A 25,067-nucleotide genomic window follows, 5' to 3' on the forward strand; every position below is an offset into this window, starting at 1 on the left:
GTGGACTACACCTTTACCTGTAAGTGGCAGGCTACACTGTTTTACAATTTTTGGTGTTCCATCTTTCGCACAGTGCTCCATCAGCACTACGACTTTTTGTACACCTGCAACCAGATCCATGGCTCCGCCCATGCCCTTAACTTTCTTGCCCGGAATCATCCAGTTGGCCAGATCTCCCTGTTCGGAAACTTCCATTGCCCCTAAAATCGCAATATTGACGTGTCCACCACGAATCATGGCAAAGGACTCAGCACTTGAGAAAAATGCAGCGCCGGGCCGGGCTGTTACGGTCTGCTTACCCGCATTGATCAGATCAGCATCCACCGTTTCTTCAGTTGGAAACTCTCCAATCCCCAGTAAACCGTTTTCAGACTGGAGCCAGACATTGACCTGTTCTGGAATATAGTTGGCGACCAGGGTCGGCAATCCAATACCCAGGTTGACATAGAATCCGTCTTCGAGTTCCTGTGCGGCACGCTGTGCCATTTCATTACGTGACCAAGCCATATTTATCCCTCCGCCGTTTTCAGTGTCATCTGTTCAATCCGTTTTTCAGGTGTGGCATTGAGTACAATACGGTTAACATAGATTCCCGGCAGGTGAATAGCATCCGGATCCAGCTCACCAATCTCGACAATCTGTTCAACTTCAGCCACGGTAATTTTTCCGGCCATGGCACAGACCGGATTAAAGTTCTGTGCGGTTTTACGAAAGACCAGATTTCCGGCTTTGTCGGCTTTATAGGCTTTAACCAGCGATATATCGGCTGTCAGTGATTCTTCCATGATATAGGTTTTGCCGTTGAACTCTCGCTCTTCCTTCCCTTCAGCAATGAGAGTGCCTACGCCGGTCTGGGTAAAAAAAGCGGGAATACCAGCACCGCCGGCCCGCAGTTTTTCGGCCAGCGTACCTTGAGGGGTAAGTTCAACTTCAAGTTCACCACTCAGGTATTGACGCTCAAATTCTTTATTTTCTCCAACATAGGATGAAATCATTTTCTTGATCTGACGGGTAGCCAGCAGCTTTCCTAAACCGAAGTCATCTACTCCTGCATTATTGGAAATACAGGTCAGGTCTTTTACTCCGGTTTCTTCTAGAGCTGAAATCAGAGCTTCAGGAATACCACACAGGCCGAATCCGCCTACAGCAATCTGCTGACCATCCTGTACAATATCTTTTAACGCATCGGATGCTGAGGGATAAACTTTATTATTCATAGGACCTCATCCTTAATTTTTTATGGACTTTATACTGTGCAAAGTTTTTGTTTATAGGCCTGTGCAAATTTAGACGGATTAGGCCGATGCAATACCTCTGCAATATAGTCTGCGGCTGCCATCAGTTTTTCGAGCTGTATGCCCGTATCAAAACCCATCTGGCTAACCAGATAATAGACATCTTCAGTTGCAACATTACCTGAAGCACCTTTGGCATAAGGACAGCCACCAAGTCCCGAGATTGAAGAATCAAAGCTACGGATTCCTTGCTGAATCGACTCATAGATATTAGTAATTGCCATACCATAAGTGTCATGAAAGTGCCCAGCCAGAGCTTCTTTTGGCAGGAGTTCAAGGCATTCTTTCCAGACTGCGCGAACCCTTAATGGTGTAGCGGTTCCAATAGTTTCACCTAACGATACTTCATAACAGCCCATGTCATATAAAGTCTTTGCAACTTCTGCAACTTTCTGGGGGGAAATTGCACCCTCATAAGGGCAGTCCACCATACACGATACATAACCACGCACCCGAATATTATGCTGTTTGGCCTGTTGCATAATATCTTGAAAGCGTTCAAGGCTCTCCTGAATCGAACAATTAATATTTTTCTGAGTGAAGCTTTCTGAGGCTGCCGTAAAAACTGCAATTTCCTGACACTTCACCTGAAGGGCGGCTTCAAAACCTTTCAAATTAGGAGTTAGCAGACTCAGTGAAATATCATCCTGTTTCGGGAGCTGTGCATAAAGTTCATCACTGTTAGCCATTTGTGGAACCCACTTTGCCGATACACAAGAGCCCACTTCTATCGCTTTAATCCCCGTTGCCATCAGGCGAGTAAGAAACTCGTAACGCTGCTGAAAAGTGATCACACTTTTTTCATTTTGCAGGCCATCACGTGCACCGACTTCAACAATCCTGATACTTTCATTCATGCAGAGGCCTCCGCTTCAATACAGAAATCCAGCAATTCATCACCCGCAGCGACCTGATCACCAGACTGGAAGAACAGATTGTTAATGATACCGTCCTGTGGTGCCCGGATGGTATATTCAATTTTCATAGCTTCCAGTGTCATAAGCGGTTCATCTTTTTTGACCTGAGCAAACTGCTCTACCAGTACCTGAGTAATAATGCCTGGCATAGGTGCCTTAAGATTACCTGCTTCTTCAGCCTCACCTTCTACATGGGCATACGGATCAATAATTTCAAACTCATAGGGTTGTGCCTGTTCAAAGAGCACCAGACTTGAGTCACACTTTACAAAGCATAGCTTATGTTGATGATTATCTATCTGGAGATGGGCTGTATTAGATGCAGTCAGTTCGCCAGAAATTTTAAAATCTTGATTATGGACCTTAACCAGATAGCCCTGTTTTAAGATAGCCAGTTCAATATCATAAATTTCCTGCTGATGGCGTAACTGAACATGGGTTTTAGCCTGCTGGTTCAATCGCCAGAAGTTAGGCTGTTGCCAAGGATCATGCGGCAGGGAGTGCTTTAACGTCTGCTGAAGCAGATGGAGGACAGCAGCTTGTGCCAGTAGAGATGGTTTAATCTCAGGCTTTGAACTGAACAGCTGGATATTTTCACGCTCGATCAGTCCAGTATCTAAGTTTGGCTGGCTAAATGATCCAGTCCCCACCAGACGGTGCAGGAAAGCTACATTATTACCCACACCCTGAATATAAAAGTTTTGCAAGGCATGCTGCATCTGGCGCAGTGCATCCTGACGGGTTTTGCCCCAGACAATCAGCTTGGCAATCATCGGGTCATAAAAGCTGCTGATGCTGTCGCCCTGAATAATGCCGCTATCTACCCGCACATGTGCATTCTGCTGTGGGTATTGCAGAAAATGAATTTTACCAATCGAGGGTAAAAAGCCATTATCTGGATCTTCTGCATAAATCCGAGCTTCCAAGGCATGACCTTGAATAGAAAGATCCGCCTGAGCTTTAGGTAGAGGTTCACCATAGGCAACCCGTAGCTGCCACTCGACCAGATCCTGTCCGGTAATCATTTCAGTCACCGGATGTTCGACCTGCAGGCGAGTATTCATTTCCATAAAATAGGCCGTACCATCCTGCTCGACAATAAATTCGACTGTACCGGCACCTACGTAGTTGACAGCGCGTGCGGCGTCAATCGCAGCTTGGCGCATGGCCTCCAGTTTTTCTTCTGGCATCAGCGGAGCAGGGGCTTCCTCCAGAACCTTCTGGTGACGGCGCTGTACTGAACAGTCACGCTCAAACAGATGAACATAATTGCCATGCTTGTCACCAAAAACCTGAACCTCAATGTGTCTTGGGCGCGTGACATAACGTTCAATTAATACATCTTCATTACCAAAACTTGATCGAGCTTCGCTCTTGCATGAGGTCAGAGAACTTAAGAAGTCTTCACTGCGTTCCACCAGACGCATGCCTTTACCGCCACCACCTGCACTGGCTTTAATCAGCACCGGGTAGCCAATCGCATCGGCCTGCTGTTTTAAAAAATCCGGCTCCTGATTTTTGCCATGATAACCTGGTGTCAACGGCACACCGGCCTTTTCCATGAGTGCTTTAGAGGTAGCTTTTAGACCCATTGCCCGGATTGCTTCCACCGGCGGCCCAATAAATTCGATACCATTTTGCTGGCAGGCTAGTGCAAAATCATCATTTTCAGATAAAAAGCCATAACCCGGATGGACCGCTTCTGCACCGGTTAGCAGTGCTGCTTCTATAATCCGTTCAATTTTCAGGTAACTTTCACTGGCTGGAGCACGACCAATACAGATGGCTTCATCTGCCTGTTTAACATGCTGTGCCTCGGCATCAGCTTCAGAATAAACCGCAACAGTTTGAATGCCGAGTTCCTTGGCAGTACGGATGACACGACAGGCAATTTCACCACGGTTCGCAATTAAAATTTTCTTAAACATAATCCTTTATCCTGCTTTTTATGATTTTGTGGAAAATGGCCTTAAGCGCACCAGTGCGGTGTACGTTTTTCCAAAAAGGCACTCAGGCCTTCTTGTGCCTCTTCGCCCAGCCGTAATCTTGCAATATGAGCTGCGGTCTGCTGCATAAGTTCAGCAGTCAGTTCCTGTTCGGCTACAGTGTCGATCAGTTGTTTGGAAGCCGTTTGTGCCTGCGGACTACCTAATAGCAGCTGTTCAATTATTTGTTGAATGCCTGTATCCAGTGCTTCGGCACTATAGACTTCATGAGCCAGTCCGATGGCTTTAGCCTGCTGTGCTGAAAGCCGCTCAGCAGTTAAAAAGTAACGTGAAGCCTGACGCGCACCAATGGCCCGAATCACATAGGGACTGATGGTAGAGGGAGCCAGTCCCAAACGTACTTCAGAGGTTGCAAACATTGCTTTTTCGCTGGCAATACATATATCACAGGCCGAGGCCAGGCCTAACCCGCCTCCTAGTGCTGCACCATGCACACGGGCAATGGTGGGCTGTCTAAGATGAGCCAGTTTATGCAGCATGGTGGCCAGCTTCATGGCATCCTGCTGGTTCTCTTCACTACTAAAATGACGGGCTGCTTTCATCCAGTTCAGGTCTGCGCCAGCAGAGAAATTTTTGCCGCGGCCTGCCAGTATTACCACACGAGTATTCACGTTTTGCTCTAGCGCATCAAAACACTGGCTGAGCTCGGCAATTAATTGTGCATTAAAGGCATTGTGCAGTTCTGGACGGTTTAGCCAGATATAGGTGGCTCCATTAGGCTGCTCTTTAATTTCAATCAGTTCAAAATGCTTCATGAATCTCTCCTACATGCGGAATACGCCAAAATGGGTTTCTTCAATTGGAGCATTCAAGGCCGCGGACAAACTGAGTGCAAGTACCTGACGGCTTTGTGCAGGATCAATTACCCCGTCATCCCACAGTCGGGCAGAGGCATAATAAGGATGGCCCTGGCGCTCGTACTGTTGTCGAATCGGATTTTTGAACTCGTCTTCCTGCTCGGCAGTCCAGTTTTCGCCTTTGCTCTCAATGGCATCGCGGCGTAAAGTGGCAAGAACACTAGCAGCCTGCTCGCCACCCATGACCGATATACGTGAATTAGGCCATGTCCACATAAAGCGCGGTGAGTATGCACGGCCACACATGCCATAGTTTCCGGCGCCAAATGAGCCGCCAATTACCAGCGTGATTTTAGGAACTTTGGCTGTAGCAACTGCCATGACCAGTTTGGCGCCATGTTTGGCAATTCCTTCATTTTCATACTGGCGGCCAACCATAAAGCCGGTAATGTTCTGAATGAATAGCAGTGGAATTTTGCGTTGTGTACACAGTTCAATAAAATGTGCGCCTTTCTGGGCAGATTCGGAAAAGAGAATGCCATTATTGGCAATAATTCCGACCGGCATACCATACAGATGAGCGAAGCCTGTAATAAGCGTAGTTCCAAACCGTGCCTTAAATTCATCGAAGCGTGAACCATCAACAATTCGTGCAATGATTTCCCGTACATCAAAAGGTTTGCGGCTGTCACTCGGAATAATGCCATATAGCTCTTCGGCATCAAATAATGGTGATTCAATCTCTTTTAGCTGAAGCTGTGCTGCTTTTTTCCAGTTCAGGTTGGCTACAATCCTGCGGGTGATTCCAAGTGCATGCAGATCATTTTCAGCCAGATGGTCGGCAACACCGGAAAGACGGGTGTGGACATCGCCACCGCCGAGATCTTCGCTAGTAACCACTTCGCCTGTGGCTGCCTTGACCAGTGGCGGGGCACCGAGAAAAAATGTGCCCTGATTACGCACAATAATGGTTTCATCCGACATGGCCGGTACATAGGCACCCCCTGCGGTACAGCTGCCCATGACCACTGCAATTTGCGGTATGCCTTTGGCAGACATCTGTGCCTGATTATAGAAAATCCGGCCAAAATGGTCGCGGTCTGGAAATACTTCATCCTGGAGAGGCAGGAAAGCTCCTCCCGAGTCTACCAGATAGATGCAGGGCAGCCGGTTCTGCTCGGCAATTTCCTGGGCCCGAAGGTGTTTTTTGACTGTAAGCGGATAATAGGTACCACCTTTAACTGTGGCGTCATTGGCAATAATCATGCACTGTACACCATGCACCTGACCAATCCCGGCAATTACCCCGGCAGAAGGTACATCATTGTCATACAAGCCATAGGCAGCCAGCTGGCCAATTTCCAGAAAAGGGCTGCCTGTATCTAGAAGGCGTTCGATACGTTGACGTGGTAGCAGTTTACCCCGGGCCAGATGTTTTTCTCGGGCCTTTTCTCCGCCACCCAGCTGGATTTTGGCAGCCAGCTGGTTCAGGTCATCGACCAGTTCCTGCATGGCCTGCTTATTCTGTTTGAATTCTTCACTGCGGCTATTCATCTTGATTGCAATCTGGTTCATGGCAGTCATCCTTGTGCATTAAGGTTAAAGGGATCAGGCTGTTTCGTTGAACAGCTCACGGCCAATCAGCATGCGTCGGATTTCTGAAGTGCCGGCACCGATCTCATACAGTTTGGCATCGCGCCATAAACGCCCTGTAGCAAAGTCATTGATATAACCATTACCACCTAAAGTCTGAATTGCTTCACCGGCCATCCAAGTGGCTTTTTCAGCCGAATATAAAATGGCGCTCGCTGCATCTTTACGCAGAGCACGGCCATGATCAGCACGGTCACAGGCTTGACCTACGCTGTATACTAGAGCCTTGCAGGCCAGCCAGGTCGAATACATGTCGGCAATTTTGCCTTGCATTAACTGGAACTCGCCTAGTGCCTGACCGAACTGCTTACGTTCATGCAGGTAGGGCATCACAATATCCAGACAGGCATCCATAATGCCAAGCGGACCACCGCTTAGTACAGCGCGTTCATAATCAAGTCCACTCATGAGTACCTTGACACCATTGCCCACTCCACCCAGTACATTCTCGGCGGGTACTTTACAGTCATCAAAAAATAGAGGGGAAGTGTTAGAGCCGCGCATCCCCAGTTTGTCCAGATGCTGGCCATGACTAAAGCCTTTCATGTCTTTTTCAATTAAGAAGGCCGTCATGCCTTTGGCACCTGCCTGCAGATCGGTTTTGGCATAGACCACCAATACGTCAGCATCACCACCATTGGTGATCCACATTTTTGAACCATTTAATACATAGTGGTCGCCTTTCTGGTCAGCACGAAGTGTCATACTTACCACGTCTGAACCGGCATTCGGTTCAGACATTGCCAGCGCTCCTACATATTCACCAGATACCAGTTTTGGCAGGTAACGCTGTTTCTGTGCTTCAGTACCATGACGGTGAATCTGGTTGATACAGAGGTTAGAATGTGCACCATAAGACAAGCCAATAGATGCACTGGCCCGCGAGATTTCTTCCATGACCAGAATGTGAGCCAGATAACCCATATTACTGCCGCCGTACTCTTCAGAGACGGTCATGCCCAACAGGCCCATGTCACCCATTTTTTTCCACAGTTGCGCTGGAAACAGATTATCCTGATCGGCCTTGGCCGCAAGAGGCGCCACTTCCTTTTTGGCAAAGTTCTGAACCGATTCCTGTAGGGCTTTTAGGGTATTATCTATTCCAAAATCAATTGTTTGTAAATTCATTCTCTACCATCCTGTAGAACTGTATTTGTTATTTCGCAGCTGTATTTGTTGTGACCTGAGTTCACAATACAATTATTTTTTAAAAAAGTGAACCTTTATTCATAAAATGATTTATAATTCATTTTAAGGCGTGAAGTAAATAATATTTTTCTTATGAACTATAAAAGATCTTCTCTGATGGAAGAACGGATGGCGCAGAACCGGCTGGCCATTTTACAGGCTACACGTGACCTGACTGCTCGTGGGGGATTTAAAGATGCCCAGATTAATGCCATTGCAGAACTGGCCGGTATTTCAAGCGGTCTGGTCTACCGTTACTTTAATTCAAAAAACCAGTTACTGGTGGAAGTCCTGACCGACGCTGCCATGCAGGAAATCCGCATTCTTGAGTCCATTTACCGGGAAGACCTGCCGCCAAAAGAAAAACTGTTTAAGGCAGTTACAGCCTTTGTAAAACGCGCACTTACCGGACCGCAGCTGGCTTATTCACTCATCTTCGAACCAGTCGATGTGGCTATCGAAATTGAGCGTGTACGGGTTAAGCAGCTAATCAAGAATGCCATTATTGATATTTTGAAAGAAGGTCAGGAAAGTGGAGATTTCAGTTTTGACGATGTCAATACCGCAGCCCTGTGTATTGTTGGTGCCATGACTTTTGCTGTAGTCGAGCCGATTGACCCGGCTCGCCGTAAAAAGTTTGATAAGCAGGACTTTGTCCGTTATGTAGCCGAGTTCTGTCTGCAGGCAGTCGTTCGTGCACCTCAACCGGTACAAGGAGAAAATTAACACCTAAACATGCCTGTTGTATGGATAAGAAAGAACTGAACAAAGAATTGCACATAACAATACGTAAAACACAATGAAAACCGGGGTCATGTATCGACCCCGAATAACAATCTGAAAAACACAATGACAATGAATCAAGGAGTAGGATTCAATGACAGATACACAATTAAGTTATGCATCTGGTGCAAGTGAGCAACCTTTACTGGGCATGACCATTGGACAGAAATTTGATCAGGCATGTGCGCAATATACTGCACAGGATGCCGTTGTCTCGGTTCACCAAAATCGTCGCATCAGTTATGCAGAATTGAGAACACTGGTTGATGCCTTTGCCTGTAATCTGCTTGAGCTGGGACTAAAAAAAGGTGATCGCCTTGCAATCTGGGCACCCAACTGTGTGGAATGGACTATTGCACAGTTTGCCACGGCTAAGGCAGGTATCATTCTGGTCAACCTGAATCCATCTTATCGCAGTCATGAACTTGAATATGTGCTCAACAAGGTGTCCTGTGTTGGCCTGATTATGGCAGTACAGTGCAAAACAAGTAACTTTAAGGAAATTTTACTCAAGATTGTTCCTGAGCTGCATGAAACTCAAAGCCGTGAACTGTCTTTACAGCGACTGCCGCATTTAAAACATCTGATAAAAATTGATGATCAGGCTCATCCTGCTTTCCACTGTTTCGATGACTTACTGACTTCACCTACCTCAGAGCAGTTGCAGGCGCTGCAAAATATCGGTCAGGAATTACAATTCGATGAAACTATTAATATCCAGTTTACATCTGGTACTACCGGTAACCCCAAAGGGACCATGCTGACCCATAACAATATTCTGAATAATGGCTATTTTGTTGGTGAACGAATTTTACTTACCCCGCAGGACAGAGTATGTATTTCGGTACCACTATTTCACTGTTTTGGTATGGTCATGGGAAATCTGGCCTGTGTAACTCATGGTTCTGCAATGGTCTATCCATGTGATGTGTTTAATCCACTTAGCAGTTTAAAGGCTATTGAACAGGAAAAATGTACGGCTGCTTACGGTGTGCCTACCATGTTTATTGCCATGCTGGAACATGAGCAGTTTAACGAGTTTGACCTGAGCAGCCTGCGTACCGGAATTATGGCGGGCAGTCCGTGTCCGCGTGAGATTATGCAGCGTGTGATCGACCGCATGCATATGTCACAAGTGACCATATGCTATGGCATGACTGAAACCTCGCCGGTAAGTGCCCAGAGTATGGTAGATGACCCGATTGAAACCCGGGTCAATACAGTGGGACGCATACATCCGCATGTAGAAATCAAGATTATCGACCGTAACGGCAAGATTGTACCGCGCGGCAAACTTGGCCAACTATGTACCCGGGGCTATTCAGTCATGCTGGGCTATTGGGAAGATGAAGAAAAAACTAAAGAAGTGATTGATCAGACTGGCTGGATGCATACCGGAGATCTGGCGGAAATGGACCAGCAGGGCTTTATCCAGATTAAGGGCCGTATTAAAGATGTCGTCATTCGGGGAGGGGAAAACCTGTTCCCTAAAGAAATAGAGGATTTTTTATATACTCATCCCGATGTGTCTGATGTACAGGTTGTAGGTGTGCCTGACCAGAAATATGGTGAGGAACTTTGCGCCTGTATTATCCTGCATCCGCATAGTAATACCAGTGAAGAAATTATCCGACAGTACTGCAAGGAACATATCTCGCACCAGAAAGTGCCGCGTTATATCCGGTTTGTAACAGCTTTTCCTTTAACTGCTTCAGGCAAAGCCCAGAAATATAAAATCCGTGAAATGATGCAACAGGAACTCAATTTAAAGGTTTCCTAATCTGGTGCACTTATAAAAAGCAGGGCACTGGCCCTGCTTTTTGTGATATTTAGCATCTTAAATACTGATGCTGACAGTCAAAGAAGAACTGCTGGAAACCTGCTATAGAAAAATAATAAACTAAAAATGACCGGTCCATTCATCAAGAGACTGGTACTTGACCAGCCACACGTGTAATTTATCAGTTCAATGCCGTTTATAAAAAATAAAAGGAATCACAGGTTGCATGTTTAAATCTTTTTTTCCACAACCCAAAGTATTTTTTCTGTCATTGCTGTTCTGGTTCATAGTCAACCTGCTGCTCTGGTATGTAGCAGGCGGACGGGAGTGGGGAAGCTGGCTGGGCTTTCCATCAGATTATGCTCAGGCTGAACTGCCCATTGGGGTTAGCCGGTTTTGGTCTCCGGCATTTCTCTGGTTTTACCTGTGGTACTTCGTAGCTACTACGATCTTTGCCATTTTCTGGCGGTTTAAAGCAAATCATCCCTGGCAACGTTGGTCGGTATGGGGCTCGGCATTTATTCTGTTTAATATCTGGTTTAGCGTACAGGTCAGTGTAGCTATTAATGCGTGGTATGGGCCATTCTGGGATTTAATTCAGCGAATGCTGAGTAGCGGTGGCGGTAATATCCGTGACCTGTATATGGGTACCTTGACCTTTTTATATATTGCCATGGTAGCAGTGACTATTATGGTCATTAATGCTTTCTTTACCAGTCATTATATTTTTCGTTGGCGTACCGCAATGAATGAATACTATACCGCGCATTGGGACCGGTTACGTCATGTTGAAGGAGCATCACAGCGGGTTCAGGAGGACACCATGCGTTTTGCCACTATTATGGAAGATTTAGGGGTCGAGCTGATTAAAGCGGTTATGGTTCTGGTTGCATTCCTGCCAATCTTATTTGAGCTCTCCCGGCATGTACCGGAATTGCCGCTGGTGGGGCAGGTAGAACACTCACTGGTCTGGGCAGCCATTGTCTGGGCTATCTTTGGTACGGTTCTGCTCATGGTGGTGGGTGTCAAGTTACCGGGCCTTGAGTTTAATAACCAGAAAGTTGAGGCAGCTTACCGTAAAGAGCTGGTATATGGTGAAGACTATGCAGACCGAGCCCAGCCGGCAACCTTAAAAGAGCTGTTTTCCCGAGTACGCCAGAACTATTTCCGTTTATATTTTCATTACGCCTATTTTAATCTGGTGGCAACCTGGTACCGCCAGCTTGATATCCTCTACAGTCTGGTCGTGCTTTTCCCTGCTATTGCAGCCGGCAAGATGACCTTGGGCCTGATCAACCAGATTGGTAATGTTTTCGATAAAGTCCGTGAATCATTTCAGTATCTGATTATGTCCTGGAAAACGATTATCGAGCTGTTATCGATCTATAAACGTCTCAAGACCTTTGAAGCCGTATTAGATGATTAAAGCTGCTTTTACTCCACCCGCTTCGGCGGGTTTTTTTAATATAAAGAATCTGGTCAATTCCCTATATACCGGTTTTGCTGACTATAAGCCGCAGTCTGTTATTACGCTACAGTTCCCTGCTTATTGTTATTAAGGAATTAGAAAACTTTTGATGTCTACGGAACATTGTCTTCATGGTTTCTCTATAAACTTTCTAATGCACCTATTTACACAGTCATAACAGGTAAACCAACAGCCGGTATGCTACAAATAAACGGTTTTATGTAATTGGCCCAATATTAAAAAGCAGGGAAATACTATGGCGCTTATATCCTTGAGCAAGTTTCGCGGACTTTTTATAGGGGCAACCTTACTAGGGGCCTCTCAGATTGCATTGGCTGGCCCAACGGTGGATCAGCTCAGTAACTGTTTGATGAAATCGACCACCCCCACCGATAAAACCGTAGTTCTGCAATGGACCTTTGTGGCATTGGGCAATCATCCCGACTTAAAGGCCTTTAGTAATGTGACTGCGACACAAAAGGAAGCATTAGATAAGAATCTGGCCACTGTGCTGCAACGCATACTGGTAGAGCAATGTTCGGCACAGACCAAGGCGGTGATTCAGACTGAAGGTTTGCAGGCGGTGGGAGGCAGTTTTCAAGAGTTAGGCAGTATTACAGGTGAAGAAATTCTTAAAACGCCTGAAATTAAACAGCAGCTTAATGGTGTTCTGAAATATGTAGATTTGAATAAGCTGGTAACAACTTTCTTGACGCCGGATCTTTGGAATAAGTTGGGTGTTACCCGTTAAAATCTCGGATAAAAATAAGTTGTATAAGTAAAAAGCTGCGGTTCAAGTCTGTCTTAACCGCATCGTGATAAAACGTTGTTTAAGCTCATGCCAATTGGTCGAAGTCCAGCACACAAATGAACCCAATGTCACCATGATTGCCCCAAGCCAAAAGGTTTTCGATAGAGGTGTTTGTAAAATCCACATCGACATGATGGGTGAAAAAATCGGGCTAAAGTAAGACAGTGTGACCAGCATGGTGATATTGCCGCGGTTAATGCCGATATTCCAAGCCGCATAACCGAGTCCTGTCACAGTAGAAACCATCAGCATATACATCAGCGTTGTGGCATCAATATGAACGATTTGCGCGAATTGCTCAGGATGTAGTACGAGCATTTTGAGCCATAACACAGCACTAGTCGCAATAAAGAATAGGGTAATCGGGTTATGTCCCTGACTATATTTTTTAGTCATCACACAATACAGTGACCATAAACTTGCGCCTATAAATGCCAAGCCATAACTCAGCGGATTACTTTGCATATGGCTAATCACCGCAGCAAGATCAATCGCACCATTCCCAGTTTGAATATAGAACACGCCTGCAAGGCTAATCCCTAAACCTAAAATCACCCACTTATTGAATTTCAGTTCTTTAAATAGAATCAGCATCAAGATGGTCATACTCGGCCACAGGTAATTGACTAGGCTGATTTCAATGGCTTGTTGTGCGTTTTGGGCAAGGGCAATGGCGTAGGAAAAGCAGATTTCATACACTACAAATAATGCTGTTGCCCCAAAGAGGTACTTACGCGGAATTTGTTTTAAGTTAGGAATACGAAACAGGGCAAACAGTAGTACCGCACTTAAGCTATACATAAATAGCACAGCTAAATCTGCACCGATATTTGCACTAACTTTTTTCAGTAAACCCACGATAGACGACCACTGTAAAATAGCACTGAAGCCAATCAGGGTAGCGAGGTTTTTGGACATGGTAATGGGGGGGATGGGAGAATGCGCAGATTCTATTCTAATTAATCAATTTCCAATATGGGAAAAGTGGCATTTTTTGAGCAGATTTCAAATTTCCGTTAAGAATAGCTTTATGATTTGAATATCCCGATGATGAGTTTAATCAACCAGTAAATCGGGTAGAGAATAAAATCCATTCCAAAGACAAAGTCTTCGCTACGTTGTTTTCTGTGGGGTGTAGGTTGCATTTCAGCGAGCCATTTACGGCTTTTTGGAATCATCAGCAAAATGATGATCACTGCTATAAATATGCCAATGGCAATTTGAATGATGGTGAGTAAGAGTTCAGGTGTCATTTTTGTTTTTCTGCGACTTTTTTGTTTTATAGCATAAAAATAATCCTCTCCCTAACCCTCTCCTTTAAGAAAGGAGAGGGAACTTCGCGTATCAAATTAATCAAATGACATTCCCTCTCCCATTGGGATGAGCAGCACTGCTGCGCAAGGGGTGAGGAAGCTAGGCGTCTCCTAAGTCTTCGAGTTTGGCGATAGATGATACTTTTTAATGGTCATGTTGTTTTTGGTGTGAAGTGCTTGGATTAAATTTATGAAAATTAAATGATAATGCTTTCCCTCAGTTTTAAATTTTCATTATTTCATGGGTTATAATTTGATCTAAAAGGTGATCAATAAAAAGAGGCAAAATTTATAATGGGGATTGCTGAACTTGAGGTTAATGCACGTTTAGTTTTACTTGTATACGAAGCATTATTAAGATCTTTTTGGAGAAAACAGACCTTAAAGAATTTTTTAAGAAATACAGGTATAAGTGAACATATAATTTCAAGTTGGGGAGATGGAGAATCAAAACGTGAATTTTTAGATAGACTATTTACTGCCTTATCAAAAAATCAGAAAGGTAAATCTGTTGTACTTAAATGGGCTTATGAATTGTCTGAACAAAGAACTTTTCCTGATCTTCGTGGATGGGAGGATTCAGATTTAAAAATACAGCAAGCGCATAAGTCTGTTGTAGAGTTAAGATCTTATATAAATCAGAAATTAGACGATCTTAAATCAGAGCAAGAAAAGCAAAAGACAAAAGATAACGTTAAAGAAATCCAAAATGAAATTAGAAAATCACTTGTTGATAGGGAAAGTTTACAACAGCAACTTTATAGCCTGCTGCCATTCGTTGGTACTCAACAAGGTGGTTATGATTTTGAAAAATGGTTTTATGAAGCCTTAGACTATTCTGATATTCAATCTAGGACACCATATAAAGTAGATGGTCGGCAGATAGATGGCTCATTAACGATAGATGGGACTACTTATTTAGTTGAATTAAAGTTTACGAAAAACCAAACTGGTTCAGAAGCCATTGATAGTTTTAAAGCTAAAATTGATAAAATGGCTGACAACACAATGGGCATCTTTGTTTCGATGTCTGGTTATTCTTCCCAAGCTATTAAGGAAGCATCAGGTAGAAGAACAACACTTTTGCTTCTAGAGTCGAGTCATTTATTCACTTTCTTACAAGGCATAGAATCATTGAAAGATATTATAAGAAGAAGTAGACGACATGTTTCACAAACCTCTGAGGCCCTTTTAAACACTACTTATATTGAATAAAAAAACCCGCTCTAAAGCGGGTTTTCTATTCCAAAATCAATCAGCCTTAACCAATCAATTTCTTCATCAACTCATTGACTTGCGCAGGGTTCGCTTTACCTTTTGCTGCTTTCATCACTTGACCAACAAGACCGTTAAAGGCTTTCTCTTTACCAGATTTATACTCGTCAACCATCTTCTCGTTGGCAGCAAGTACGTCCTTAATAATTGCTTCAATTGCACCTGTATCAGTTTCCTGTTTCAAGCCTTTTTCAGCAATAATCTCGTCCGCAGTTTTGCCTTCTTCCCACATAAAGCCGAACACTTGTTTCGCGATTTTACCGTTAATTGTGTTATCGACAATACGCGCGATCATACCGCCAAGTTTTTCTGCTGTTACAGGAGAGTCAGCAAGCTCTAAGCCCGCTTTGTTTAACGCACCTGAGAATTCACCCATCACCCAGTTTGCAGCAATCTTACCTTGCGCAGCACCGCCAGCAGCCTTAACGACTTCTTCGTAGAACTCTGACATTTCACGAGTCAGCGTTAATACGTGTGCATCGTACTCAGTCACACCAAAGTCAGCTACGAAACGCGCACGACGTGCAGCAGGAAGCTCAGGCATGGTCGCTTTAATTGCTTCGATTTGCTCATCAGCAATAATGACAGGTAACAAGTCTGGGTCAGGGAAGTAGCGGTAATCGTTCGCTTCTTCTTTTGAACGCATTGAACGCGTTTCCATCTTCACAGGGTCAAATAAACGTGTTTCTTGGTCAATCGTGCCATCCCATTCAAGGATTTCCATTTGACGTTCGATTTCCACGTTAATCGCTTGTTCAATGAAACGGAATGAGTTGAGGTTTTTCAACTCACAACGTGTACCGAACGGTTGACCCGGACGGCGTAAAGACACGTTACAATCGGCACGGAACGAACCTTCTGCCATGTTACCGTCAGAGATCCCTAACCAACGCACTAGCGTGTGAATCGCTTTAATGTAGGCAACCGCTTCTTCAACTGAGCGCATATCCGGTTCAGATACGATCTCTAAAAGTGGCGTACCTGCACGGTTCAAGTCAATGCCTGACATGCCTTCAAACTGGTCATGGATTGATTTACCAGCATCTTCCTCAAGGTGCGCACGCGTCACGCCAATGCGTTTAACTGTACCATCTTCAAGCTGGATGTCGATATGACCCAAGCCCACAATCGGATTGTCCATCTGGCTAATCTGGTAACCTTTTGGAGAATCCGGGTAAAAGTAGTTTTTACGTGCAAACACAGATGCTTGGTCAATGTAGGCATCAATACCCAAACCAAAGCGAATCGCTAAATCCACTACTTCTTTGTTGAGTACTGGCAATACGCCCGGCATGGCCAGATCAACCAGGCTGGCTTGTGTATTTGGGTCTTGACCGAATTCAGTCGATGAACCTGAGAAGATTTTCGATTTGGTCGCAAGTTGAGTGTGAATCTCGATCCCAATAACGACTTCCCAACCATCAATCAGGTTGGACTTCGGTTTAGCCGATTTTTGAGCTTGAGCCATTATGCATTCTCCTCAGCAATTGCCGCACGTTGGGTGTGCCAGTCGGTTACCTGCTGATACTGGTGTACTACAGACAGCAGTTGTGACTCAGACCAGTAATTACCAATCAGTTGCAGGCCTACAGGCAGCTGGTTGGCATCGAAACCAATTGGCGCATTAATAGCTGGCAGACCGGCAAGGTTGACCGCAAGGGTATAGATATCGCCCAGATACATGACTACCGTATCTTGTGCAGCACCCAGCTGATAGGCAGTAGTCGGCGCACTTGGAGCTGCAATCACATCGACCTGTTCAAAGGCTTTCAGAAAATCCTGCTGAATCAGGCGACGAACTTTCTGGGCTTTGACATAGTAAGCATCATAATAACCGGCTGACAGGGCATAGGTTCCAATCAGGATCCGGCGCTGGACTTCTGTACCAAAACCTTCCGAACGCGAACGTTTGTAAAGATCCATCAAGTCCACCGGATTTTCACAGCGATAGCCATAACGCACGCCGTCATAACGTGACAGGTTGGATGAGGCCTCGGCCGGAGCAATCAGATAATAAGTTGGAACGTAAGCCTCAGTCATGTTTAGGTCAATTTCAACCAGAATCGCGCCCATTTCTTCGAGCTTTTTCAATGACTCTTCAACACGCGCTTTCACTTCAGCATTCAACCCATCAACCTGAAAATACTGCTTAGGAATACCAACACGTAAACCTTTAACAGAAGCTGTATTCAAGTTGGCTACATAATCATCGACTTCCTGATTCATGGAGGTCGAGTCTTTTTCATCATGGCCGGCCATGACATTCATCAAATAAGCACAGTCTTCAGCAGAACGTGCCATCGGGCCACCTTGATCCAGTGACGAGGCATAGGCAATCATTCCGAAACGGGATACACGGCCATAGGTAGGTTTCAGACCAGTGAGACCACAAAAAGATGCAGGCTGACGGATTGAACCACCGGTATCGGTGCCGGTGGCAAACGGAGCAAGATCTGCTGCCACAGCCGCTGCCGAACCACCCGATGATCCACCCGGTACACAGCTTAAATTCCACGGGTTTTTGGTCGCACCGTAAAATGAATTCTCGGAGGTTGAACCCATAGCGAATTCATCCATATTCACTTTACCTAGTGTGACCAGACCGGCTGCTTTGCCCTTAGCAACTACGGTAGCATCGTAAGGGGAAATAAAGTTGTCCAGCATTTTAGAGCCGGCAGTGGTTTTAATACCTTGAGTACAGAAAATATCTTTATGTGCGATAGGTACGCCGGTAAGTACAGTTGCGGTACCGGTTTTAATCGCAGCATCAGCAGCATCAGCTTGAGCCAGTGCCTGTTCGGCAGTTACAGTGACATAGCTGTTAACCTGCGCATCAATTTTTTCAATACGGTTTAAATAGTGCTGAGTCAATTCGCGCGAGGAAAACTGGGCTGTTTTTAAGCCTTCGGCAAGTTCACGAATCGATAAACGATGCAAATCAGTCATGAGTTAAATTCTTTTAGGTTCAGTTTTGAAGTACAGAAGTTGACCAGATAATTATTCAATTACACGTGGAACCAGATACAGCCCCGCTTCAGTAGCTGGGGCAACTGCCTGATATTCTTCACGATGATTGGTTTCAGTCACAACATCCTGACGTAATGGCTGAGGGTGATCAAATGGACTTTTTAGCGGTTCAACACCCTCAGTATCGATTGCCTTTAAGGTATCCATCATGCCTAAAATTTTATTTAGACTTTGAGCATATTCAGCAGATTGCGTATCATTGAGCGAAAGACGTGCAAGATTGGCGATTGCTGAAACTGTTTGTGCATTTAAATCTGCAGAATGCTGAGCATCCGGTGTAGACATACCATCACCTAATCAGTATTAAAAAATTCAAAATATCGTGCGTTATAATAAGCGATTGACTTGTTCAACGCACTACATTTAGTTAAAGTTGCCACCTTGCGTCCACATAAAGTTTAACTGAGAACGACCCGTGATTCTAAAACGACTAATTGGCTTGTTTTCGCCGGATCTAGCCATTGATTTAGGTACAGCAAATACACTTATTTATGCACCAGGGCGGGGCATCATTCTGAATGAACCGACAGTTGTCGCGATCCGTCACAGTGGTTCACAGAAAATTGTTGCCGCCGTAGGCCTGGATGCGAAACAGATGCTTGGACGTACCCCGGCAAATATTTCTGCCATACGTCCGATGAAAGATGGCGTAATTGCCGACTTTGAAGTAACTGAGACCATGCTGAACCAGTTCATTGGCAAAGTCCATGAGAAGCGCCTGTTTCCACCTGCACCACGTGTTGTGGTGTGTGTACCATGCAAATCGACACTGGTTGAGCGTCGTGCTATTCGTGAAGCGGTATTTAATGCAGGTGCGCGTGATGTCCGCCTGATTGAAGAGCCGATGGCGGCTGCAATCGGTGCAGGTATGCCGGTTGAGCAGGCGTGTGGTTCTATGGTGGTTGATGTTGGTGGCGGTACCACTGAAATTGCGATTATTTCCCTACAGGGTTGTGTGTACGCAGATTCTCTACGTATTGGTGGTGATGTTTTTGATGAGCAGATCATTAATTATGTGCGTAAAGCACATGGTTGCGTGATTGGTGAAACGACTGCGGAACTGATCAAGAAAAAAGTGGGTATGGCGATCGGAGACGGTACAACACTTGAAATCGAAGTGCGTGGCCGTAACCTGGCTGAAGGCGTTCCCCGTTCAATTACCGTAACCTCTGATGAAATTACTCAGGCCATTGCTGATCCGCTTTCCAATATTGTCAGTGCAGTAAAATCGGCACTTGAACAGACTCCACCAGAGCTGTCCTCTGATATTGCCGAGCGCGGAATTGTGCTTACAGGCGGTGGTGCATTGCTGCGTAATCTGGACAAACTGCTGGCTCAGGAAACCGGACTGCCTGTTATGGTTGCAGAAGATCCACTGACCTGTGTGACTCGCGGTGGCGGTAAGGTACTCGAATTCTTCGATAATCCGAATCATGATATGCTGTTTGTAGGTTAAGTTAGGAACCAGGCGGTGCAACCGAATCTTTTTTCAAGACAACCGCCATCTTTTCGCTCATTCATCATAGCGGTGATCACCTGCCTTATTGTGCTGTTTTTTGACTGGCGCATGCCGCATGTGGTGCAACCTGCCAGGGAAGTCCTGTACGCTGCATATAATCCTATTTATGCACTGGCAAGCTATCCCGTGTTGTCGAGAGAATGGCTGAGTCAACAAACCAAATCTGAAGCCCAGCTGCGCCGTGAAAATACTGCGATGCAGGCCGAGCTGTTACAGGCTCAGGTGCGTCTACAAAAATTGTCAGAGCTCTCTGCCGAGAATACACGTTTACGCGGTCTGCTCGATACACCACTTATTATTGATGGTCGTATGGAAATTGCAGAAGTCATCGGTACTGATGCTGATCCCTTACGGCATATCATTATTATTAACCGGGGAGCCAGCAATCAGCTCAAGGTGGGGCAGACTGTGCTGGATGACCGTGGAGTAATGGGGCAGATCATTGATGTCTATCCGCATTCTAGCCGTGTAATGTTGCTCTCGGACAAGGAACATTCGCTATCTGTACGTCTGGAACGGACCGGTATGCGTGCCATTGTGGCAGGAACAGGCGATCTCGGGCTGCTGAAAATGGAATACGTGCCGACCAGTGCAGATATCAAACCGGGAGACAAAATCTATACTTCAGGGTTAGGTGAACATTTTCCGGCAGGCTATCTGGTGGGTACCGTATCTAAAGTCAGACGCCATAATTCAGGTGAGTTCGCCCAGATTCAGGTGATTCCAGCTGCACAGCTGGCTGGTGGACATCATGTGGTGATCCTGTTTTCGGACTCTCTAGCGATGGAGCAACCCTATGCCAATCGCTAAGTTGCGTTATGAAAAGCGTAAAGATCCATTGATTGTCATTATCCTGTCAGTCATAGTCGGGTCAGTATTAATGGTCTATCCACTGTCTTATGACATTTCCGGATGGCGGCCATTATTTATGCTGATGATCATGCTGTTCTGGATATTGTGTCAGCCAAGCTGGACAGGTGTCTGGTTTGCCTTTGCAGTGGGCATTTTTACAGACTTGCTACGTGATGCGCCCCTGGGAATGAATGCACTCAGTTTTGTGCTGATCACCTTTGTCGTACGCTGGTTTACTCGTGAACGCCGGATTTTAACCTTTGGTAATTTATGGGTACTGGCAACGCTAGCAATTTTTGCCCATTTGCTATTTACCTGGTTTACCCAGGTTATGGCCGGGCTGCATTTTTCAATTGCACGGCACTGGCAGCCATTGCTTAGCAGTATTTTGTGCTGGCCCATCCTTTATTACCTGCTGCGAAAATGGCGCATCTGATTCTGGCCTCAAGTTCGCCAAGGCGACAGGAGCTGCTCAGGCAATTAGGACTGGAATTCGATATTCACAGTCCTGATATTGACGAGAGCACAAGAGCAGGTGAAAGTGTCGGTGAGTACGTAGAGCGTCTGGCTCGTCAAAAAGCACAGGCAGTACTTGCACAATATCCTGAATCTGTGATTATTGCTGCCGATACCAGTCTCGGGCTGGATGGTACCATTATTGGTAAACCTGAATCGAAGCAGCATGCCTTTGAAATCTGGTCAAAATTATCTGGCAGACACCATGATGTTTTTTCAGGGGTCTGTATTGCCACATCCCGGCAGATTTCGAGTATAGTGGTACATACCCAGGTTGAATTTCAAACACTCAGTCCAAACGACATGGAGCGTTATTGGGCGACCGGAGAGCCAGAAGGCAAAGCGGGTGCATATGCCATACAGGGCATTGCAGCGCAATATATTCCCCGGATTTTTGGCAGCTACACCAATGTAGTCGGGTTGCCGTTACATGAGACAATACAGTTATTAAAAGCAGTTAAGGCACTAAATTAACCGCTGGAAAGAATTTTTATAATGTTTTGAGTTTTAGTATGTCTGATGAGCTACTCATTAATGTCACCCCTATGGAATGTCGGGTCGCATTAGTTGAAAATGGTACGGTCAATGAACTGTTTGTTGAACGGACTGTCAAGCGTGGTCTGGTGGGAAATATCTATAAAGGCAAGGTAGTCCGTGTATTGCCTGGCATGCAGGCTGCTTTTGTCGATATTGGCCTTTCACGTACAGCTTTTTTACATATCAATGACATGATCTGGCCCCGCAACCAGTCTACTCCCAATGTATTTGAATTATTACAGCCCGGCCAGATTTTGACGGTGCAGGTTATGAAAGATATGCTGGGTACTAAAGGCGCGCGGCTGTCTACTGACCTTTCAATTCCTTCCCGCTATCTGGTACTGATGCCATTTGGAAATCACATTGGGGTTTCACAGCGAATCGAATCAGAAGAAGAGCGTGACCGGCTGCGTTCACTGATTGAGAAAATTCAGCAACAGCACGATTTACCAGGTAGTGTAATTGTGCGTACGGCAGCTGATGGCGTCGATGAAGCAGATATTGCCCAAGATATGGCCTACCTTGCCAAGCTTTGGGAATATATTCAGCGCAAACAGCGTGCTACCACTGTCCCATCTCTGATTTTTGAAGAATTACCTTTGCCTCAGCGTGTTATCCGTGATCTGGCCAATGAAGAAACTGCCAAAATCTATATTGATTCGCGGGAAATCTATACCAAACTGAGCGAATTTATTGAAGAGTTCGTACCGGGTATGCAAGATCGTCTGATTCACTACCCAGGTGAGCGCCCACTTTTCGACTTGTATAATGTCGAAGAAGACCTGCAAAAAGCCTTGCAGACACGAGTGGCCTTAAAATCAGGTGGCTATCTGATGATTGATCAGACTGAAGCCATGACTACTATTGATGTTAATACAGGTTCCTATGTGGGCGGCCGTTCACTTGAAGATACGGTCTTTAAAACCAATATGGAAGCCACTCAAGTGATTGTCCGGCAGTTACGACTACGCAACTTGGGCGGCATCATTATTATTGATTTTATTGACATGCAGGAAGCGAACCACCGCAATGAAGTCATGCACCAGTTTGAAAAAATGCTGGAACGGGATCATGCCAAAACTAAAATTACACAAGTTTCCGAATTGGGACTGGTAGAAATGACCCGGAAACGAACTCGGGAGTCTTTAGAACATCTATTATGTGAAGCTTGCCCAACCTGTCAGGGACGGGGATATGTGAAGACAGCAGAAACAGTATGTTACGAGATATTTCGAGAAATTATGCGCTATGCTCGGGCATTTGAATCACAAAGTGGCTTTACAGTAGTTGCCCATCCTGCGGTCATAGACCGTCTATTAACAGCAGAAGCACCAGCAGTGGCTGATTTAGAGCATTTTGTAAATCGGGTAATTAAGTTCCAGGTCGAAAATCTGTATACGCAAGAGCAATATGACATCATCTTAAGCTAAAGTTGTAACAGAATTTCGCTTAATCCTTGTTACAACTGAAATTTTACTTTCATGCATGAATTTTCAATACTAGATGCATTGGGTAGCCAAAGACTTTTCTCCCCTATGTAGTCTTAGCAAATGAGGTAAATGACATGAATGTTAGTGAAAGAATTATTCATAAAGGTTTTCAACACGTACTTGATTCAAAAAAAGTCAATACATGCTATATGCTTGATGATGATGGTCGAGAAATCCAGATTACTACTGCGATGATCCGCTCGGTTTGTCACCAGCTTTTAAAACAGTGCCGTACTATTAAAAAATAAGGGGCTTAATTCTGCCCCTCAATTTTCTACTGTCCTTTAACCTGTTACAGTCAGATTCTTCTCAAACGTTTCAGCTTCAATCAGTGATTCAAAACGTTGTATTTCATCTTCCAAATGGGTAAGCAGATTCTGCATTTTGGGTAATGCATTGCGACAGGCGATTAAGCCGACCTCGAGTTTGTCCAGATAACTGGTCATGGTAATATTTAAAGCTTGTCCATCCAGTACAATCGAAGCAGGAAAAAGTGCATCCAACTTTGCACCATTCCAGTACAAGGGTTCACGTGGACCCGGCACATTAGAAATTACCAAGTTAAAGGCCTGACGTTTAGGCATCATTCCTGAAAGTATATTAAGTCCTGCGGCAGAGTATACCAATGCGCTGTAATTCAGAATCTGACCTGATGTCATCCGTTTAAAGCGCTGTTTAGCATTTAGTACACTCCGGCGAATAGTTTCCAGCCGTTTCAGTGGATCTGCCTGATGTGTACCCAGATTGGCCAGAATCATGGTGATCCGGTTGCTCACATCTGAGTCATCATCCCGGATAGAAGCTGGAACCAAGGCAATTAATGGCTTGGCCGGGAAACTGTTCTGGCTAAGAAGATATTCACGTAAAGCACCCGAACACACTGCCAGAATTACATCATTAATAGTTACATCCAATGCACTTGCGATACTACGCAAACGGTTCAACTCAAAAGATTGTGCTGCAAAACGTCGTGAAGCACTGACCCGCTGATTGAGTATACTTTTCGGTGCCTGAAAGCTAGAAACATAGTGCGGATTACGGCCCATATCTTTCATCACTGTCTGTGACAGTTCATACATTACTTTAGGTACAGCTTCAAACTGGTCTTTAAGTAATCCAAGAATTTTCTTTGTACTTCCTTTTTTAGCTTCTTTAAGGCGTTTGGCTCGTGGGCCTTCTACACACCATGGCGGTACAATACTTTTAGCCTGCTGGTCTTTAGATAGTGATTTTTCAACCAGTCGCATTCCTGCAATTCCATCAACCATGGCATGATGAATTTTGAAGTACATAGCAAATCGGTTGCCTTCAATACCTTCAATAATATTACAGGTCCAGAGCGGTTTTGCGCGATCAATAAGTGTACTATGTTCTTGAGAAATATAAGCTAATAGTTCGCGAATACGTCCTGGATGAGGCAGTGAAATATGGCGGAAGTGATGATCCAGATCAAACTCTTCATCTTCATCCCAAAACAGGCCACTTAGCCGGTTATTAAAGGGTGGTATCGGAATTGATTTTGAGTTACGAATATCCTGTACCAAATCTTGTATAAAAGTCGCGGGTGCATGTTCAGGAATTTCAAACAGGAATAGACCGCCTACATGCATGGGCTGTTGACGTTTTTCTAATGATAAAAAAATGAAATCAATTGGGTGTAATGGACGCATAGCGTTGATTGCCTCACTGCAATGGATCTGTCAGCTCTTATTGAGCTGCTCATTGTTAGAATTATAGAACACGCGTTACAGTATATAATCTTTCAGTCCAGACGCAGCATAAATTTATGTGAATTCATCAGTTAAATAAAAAACCGCCCAATCAACTGTTAAGACTCTCA

The 25,067-nt window shown here is 45.0% G+C and carries 24 protein-coding genes; 11 read left to right on the forward strand and 13 right to left on the reverse strand.

Annotated features, from left to right (window positions below; genetic code table 11):
- From J502_RS04960 to J502_RS04990, 7 genes are all read right to left on the reverse strand, one after another.
- The coding region (locus tag J502_RS04960; RefSeq protein WP_034683335.1) for a 3-oxoacid CoA-transferase subunit B at positions 1-507 on the reverse strand (507 nt) is incomplete at its 3' end.
- Between the two features lie 2 nt (positions 508-509).
- Positions 510-1,217: a CoA transferase subunit A gene (locus tag J502_RS04965; RefSeq protein ID WP_034683337.1), complete on the reverse strand. Its 708-nt coding sequence runs from the start codon at positions 1,215-1,217 to the stop codon at positions 510-512.
- 29 nt (positions 1,218-1,246) lie between these two features.
- Positions 1,247-2,152, reverse strand: coding sequence for a hydroxymethylglutaryl-CoA lyase (locus J502_RS04970; protein WP_005016028.1), 906 nt, complete (start codon positions 2,150-2,152; stop codon positions 1,247-1,249).
- A complete protein-coding gene (locus tag J502_RS04975) occupies positions 2,149-4,140 on the reverse strand; it encodes an acetyl-CoA carboxylase biotin carboxylase subunit (RefSeq protein ID WP_034683338.1) in 1,992 nt (663 codons plus the stop codon). Before J502_RS04975 ends, J502_RS04970 begins: the two co-directional genes overlap by 4 nt.
- Positions 4,141-4,181: 41 nt before the next feature.
- On the reverse strand, positions 4,182-4,973 hold the full coding sequence (locus J502_RS04980) for an enoyl-CoA hydratase-related protein (RefSeq protein WP_005016022.1): 792 nt from the start codon (positions 4,971-4,973) through the stop codon (positions 4,182-4,184).
- A gap of 9 nt (positions 4,974-4,982) precedes the next feature.
- On the reverse strand, positions 4,983-6,590 hold the full coding sequence (locus J502_RS04985; protein ID WP_034683340.1) for a carboxyl transferase domain-containing protein: 1,608 nt from the start codon (positions 6,588-6,590) through the stop codon (positions 4,983-4,985).
- Positions 6,591-6,623: 33 nt separating this feature from the next.
- Positions 6,624-7,796 carry an isovaleryl-CoA dehydrogenase gene (locus J502_RS04990; protein WP_034671957.1) on the reverse strand — a complete coding sequence of 391 codons (1,173 nt, stop codon included), beginning with the start codon at positions 7,794-7,796 and terminating at the stop codon, positions 6,624-6,626.
- Between the two features lie 153 nt (positions 7,797-7,949).
- Between J502_RS04990 and J502_RS04995 the strand changes: the two genes are divergently transcribed.
- The 4 genes from J502_RS04995 to J502_RS05010 all read left to right on the forward strand — a co-directional run bounded on the left by J502_RS04995 (position 7,950) and on the right by J502_RS05010 (position 12,638).
- A complete protein-coding gene (locus tag J502_RS04995; protein WP_005404936.1) occupies positions 7,950-8,582 on the forward strand; it encodes a TetR/AcrR family transcriptional regulator in 633 nt (210 codons plus the stop codon).
- A 151-nt stretch (positions 8,583-8,733) separates the two neighbouring features.
- Entirely contained in the window at positions 8,734-10,419 is a 1,686-nt protein-coding gene (locus tag J502_RS05000; RefSeq protein WP_005016010.1) for an AMP-binding protein, read from the forward strand.
- A gap of 226 nt (positions 10,420-10,645) precedes the next feature.
- Complete coding sequence (gene sbmA / locus J502_RS05005; protein ID WP_034683342.1) at positions 10,646-11,845, forward strand: peptide antibiotic transporter SbmA; 1,200 nt, start codon at positions 10,646-10,648, stop codon at positions 11,843-11,845.
- Between the two features lie 298 nt (positions 11,846-12,143).
- On the forward strand, positions 12,144-12,638 hold the full coding sequence (locus J502_RS05010; RefSeq protein ID WP_034683343.1) for a hypothetical protein: 495 nt from the start codon (positions 12,144-12,146) through the stop codon (positions 12,636-12,638).
- 42 nt (positions 12,639-12,680) lie between these two features.
- Here the strand turns inward: J502_RS05010 and yddG are convergent, their stop codons facing one another.
- Positions 12,681-13,616, reverse strand: a complete 936-nt coding sequence (gene yddG / locus J502_RS05015) for an aromatic amino acid DMT transporter YddG (protein ID WP_034683344.1) — start codon at positions 13,614-13,616, stop codon at positions 12,681-12,683.
- A gap of 110 nt (positions 13,617-13,726) precedes the next feature.
- Positions 13,727-13,951, reverse strand: a complete 225-nt coding sequence (locus J502_RS05020; RefSeq protein WP_034683345.1) for a hypothetical protein — start codon at positions 13,949-13,951, stop codon at positions 13,727-13,729.
- 354 nt (positions 13,952-14,305) lie between these two features.
- On the opposite strand from J502_RS05020, the gene J502_RS05025 reads away from it, so the two are divergent.
- Positions 14,306-15,226 (forward strand): restriction endonuclease, encoded by a 921-nt coding sequence (locus tag J502_RS05025; protein WP_248136801.1) that lies wholly within the window; start codon positions 14,306-14,308, stop codon positions 15,224-15,226.
- 46 nt (positions 15,227-15,272) lie between these two features.
- On the opposite strand, the gene gatB is transcribed toward J502_RS05025, so the two are convergent.
- The 3 genes from gatB to gatC are packed head-to-tail and all read right to left on the reverse strand — an operon-like array spanning position 15,273 to position 18,598.
- Positions 15,273-16,754: an Asp-tRNA(Asn)/Glu-tRNA(Gln) amidotransferase subunit GatB gene (gene gatB, locus J502_RS05030; RefSeq protein ID WP_034683346.1), complete on the reverse strand. Its 1,482-nt coding sequence runs from the start codon at positions 16,752-16,754 to the stop codon at positions 15,273-15,275.
- The gene (gatA, locus tag J502_RS05035) at positions 16,754-18,232 is read right to left on the reverse strand and encodes an Asp-tRNA(Asn)/Glu-tRNA(Gln) amidotransferase subunit GatA (RefSeq protein ID WP_034683348.1); all 1,479 of its coding nucleotides are present in this window, start codon (positions 18,230-18,232) and stop codon (positions 16,754-16,756) included. Before gatA ends, gatB begins: the two co-directional genes overlap by 1 nt.
- A gap of 51 nt (positions 18,233-18,283) precedes the next feature.
- Positions 18,284-18,598 (reverse strand): Asp-tRNA(Asn)/Glu-tRNA(Gln) amidotransferase subunit GatC, encoded by a 315-nt coding sequence (gene gatC / locus J502_RS05040; RefSeq protein ID WP_005015990.1) that lies wholly within the window; start codon positions 18,596-18,598, stop codon positions 18,284-18,286.
- A 130-nt stretch (positions 18,599-18,728) separates the two neighbouring features.
- Between gatC and J502_RS05045 the strand changes: the two genes are divergently transcribed.
- From J502_RS05045 to J502_RS16925, 6 genes are all read left to right on the forward strand, one after another.
- On the forward strand, positions 18,729-19,769 hold the full coding sequence (locus J502_RS05045) for a rod shape-determining protein (protein WP_034683349.1): 1,041 nt from the start codon (positions 18,729-18,731) through the stop codon (positions 19,767-19,769).
- 15 nt (positions 19,770-19,784) lie between these two features.
- Positions 19,785-20,642: a rod shape-determining protein MreC gene (mreC, locus tag J502_RS05050; RefSeq protein WP_005024884.1), complete on the forward strand. Its 858-nt coding sequence runs from the start codon at positions 19,785-19,787 to the stop codon at positions 20,640-20,642.
- Positions 20,629-21,120 (forward strand): rod shape-determining protein MreD, encoded by a 492-nt coding sequence (gene mreD / locus J502_RS05055; protein ID WP_005024886.1) that lies wholly within the window; start codon positions 20,629-20,631, stop codon positions 21,118-21,120. Before mreC ends, mreD begins: the two co-directional genes overlap by 14 nt.
- Complete coding sequence (locus J502_RS05060) at positions 21,108-21,674, forward strand: Maf-like protein (RefSeq protein ID WP_005024888.1); 567 nt, start codon at positions 21,108-21,110, stop codon at positions 21,672-21,674. The genes mreD and J502_RS05060 overlap by 13 nt, the downstream gene beginning before the upstream one ends.
- 38 nt (positions 21,675-21,712) lie before the next feature.
- Positions 21,713-23,167, forward strand: coding sequence for a ribonuclease G (gene rng / locus J502_RS05065; protein WP_005015970.1), 1,455 nt, complete (start codon positions 21,713-21,715; stop codon positions 23,165-23,167).
- 134 nt (positions 23,168-23,301) lie between these two features.
- Positions 23,302-23,475, forward strand: a complete 174-nt coding sequence (locus tag J502_RS16925; protein WP_005015969.1) for a PA1571 family protein — start codon at positions 23,302-23,304, stop codon at positions 23,473-23,475.
- 36 nt (positions 23,476-23,511) lie between these two features.
- On the opposite strand, the gene J502_RS05070 is transcribed toward J502_RS16925, so the two are convergent.
- Positions 23,512-24,897 (reverse strand): WS/DGAT/MGAT family O-acyltransferase, encoded by a 1,386-nt coding sequence (locus J502_RS05070; protein WP_034683351.1) that lies wholly within the window; start codon positions 24,895-24,897, stop codon positions 23,512-23,514.
- Positions 24,898-25,067 lie beyond the last annotated feature (170 nt).

This window comes from Acinetobacter sp. 1294596 (assembly GCF_000582925.1).
Classification (GTDB): Bacteria; Pseudomonadota; Gammaproteobacteria; order Pseudomonadales; family Moraxellaceae; genus Acinetobacter; species Acinetobacter radioresistens.

What these genes read in the sequence shown, in the direction of transcription:
- J502_RS05025 (WP_248136801.1), top strand. Translation starts at nt 14,306, where the DNA reads ATGGGGATTGCTGAACTTGAGGTTAATGCACGTTTAGTTTTACTTGTA.
- gatA (WP_034683348.1), bottom strand. Translation starts at nt 18,232, where the DNA reads ATGACTGATTTGCATCGTTTATCGATTCGTGAACTTGCCGAAGGCTTA.
- J502_RS16925 (WP_005015969.1), top strand. Translation starts at nt 23,302, where the DNA reads ATGAATGTTAGTGAAAGAATTATTCATAAAGGTTTTCAACACGTACTT.
- yddG (WP_034683344.1), bottom strand. Translation starts at nt 13,616, where the DNA reads ATGTCCAAAAACCTCGCTACCCTGATTGGCTTCAGTGCTATTTTACAG.
- J502_RS05000 (WP_005016010.1), top strand. Translation starts at nt 8,734, where the DNA reads ATGACAGATACACAATTAAGTTATGCATCTGGTGCAAGTGAGCAACCT.
- rng (WP_005015970.1), top strand. Translation starts at nt 21,713, where the DNA reads ATGTCTGATGAGCTACTCATTAATGTCACCCCTATGGAATGTCGGGTC.
- J502_RS04985 (WP_034683340.1), bottom strand. Translation starts at nt 6,590, where the DNA reads ATGAACCAGATTGCAATCAAGATGAATAGCCGCAGTGAAGAATTCAAA.
- J502_RS05060 (WP_005024888.1), top strand. Translation starts at nt 21,108, where the DNA reads ATGGCGCATCTGATTCTGGCCTCAAGTTCGCCAAGGCGACAGGAGCTG.
- gatC (WP_005015990.1), bottom strand. Translation starts at nt 18,598, where the DNA reads ATGTCTACACCGGATGCTCAGCATTCTGCAGATTTAAATGCACAAACA.
- J502_RS05010 (WP_034683343.1), top strand. Translation starts at nt 12,144, where the DNA reads ATGGCGCTTATATCCTTGAGCAAGTTTCGCGGACTTTTTATAGGGGCA.
- mreD (WP_005024886.1), top strand. Translation starts at nt 20,629, where the DNA reads ATGCCAATCGCTAAGTTGCGTTATGAAAAGCGTAAAGATCCATTGATT.
- gatB (WP_034683346.1), bottom strand. Translation starts at nt 16,754, where the DNA reads ATGGCTCAAGCTCAAAAATCGGCTAAACCGAAGTCCAACCTGATTGAT.
- J502_RS04990 (WP_034671957.1), bottom strand. Translation starts at nt 7,796, where the DNA reads ATGAATTTACAAACAATTGATTTTGGAATAGATAATACCCTAAAAGCC.
- J502_RS04965 (WP_034683337.1), bottom strand. Translation starts at nt 1,217, where the DNA reads ATGAATAATAAAGTTTATCCCTCAGCATCCGATGCGTTAAAAGATATT.
- J502_RS04980 (WP_005016022.1), bottom strand. Translation starts at nt 4,973, where the DNA reads ATGAAGCATTTTGAACTGATTGAAATTAAAGAGCAGCCTAATGGAGCC.
- J502_RS05020 (WP_034683345.1), bottom strand. Translation starts at nt 13,951, where the DNA reads ATGACACCTGAACTCTTACTCACCATCATTCAAATTGCCATTGGCATA.
- J502_RS04995 (WP_005404936.1), top strand. Translation starts at nt 7,950, where the DNA reads ATGAACTATAAAAGATCTTCTCTGATGGAAGAACGGATGGCGCAGAAC.
- J502_RS05070 (WP_034683351.1), bottom strand. Translation starts at nt 24,897, where the DNA reads ATGCGTCCATTACACCCAATTGATTTCATTTTTTTATCATTAGAAAAA.
- sbmA (WP_034683342.1), top strand. Translation starts at nt 10,646, where the DNA reads ATGTTTAAATCTTTTTTTCCACAACCCAAAGTATTTTTTCTGTCATTG.
- J502_RS04970 (WP_005016028.1), bottom strand. Translation starts at nt 2,152, where the DNA reads ATGAATGAAAGTATCAGGATTGTTGAAGTCGGTGCACGTGATGGCCTG.
- J502_RS04975 (WP_034683338.1), bottom strand. Translation starts at nt 4,140, where the DNA reads ATGTTTAAGAAAATTTTAATTGCGAACCGTGGTGAAATTGCCTGTCGT.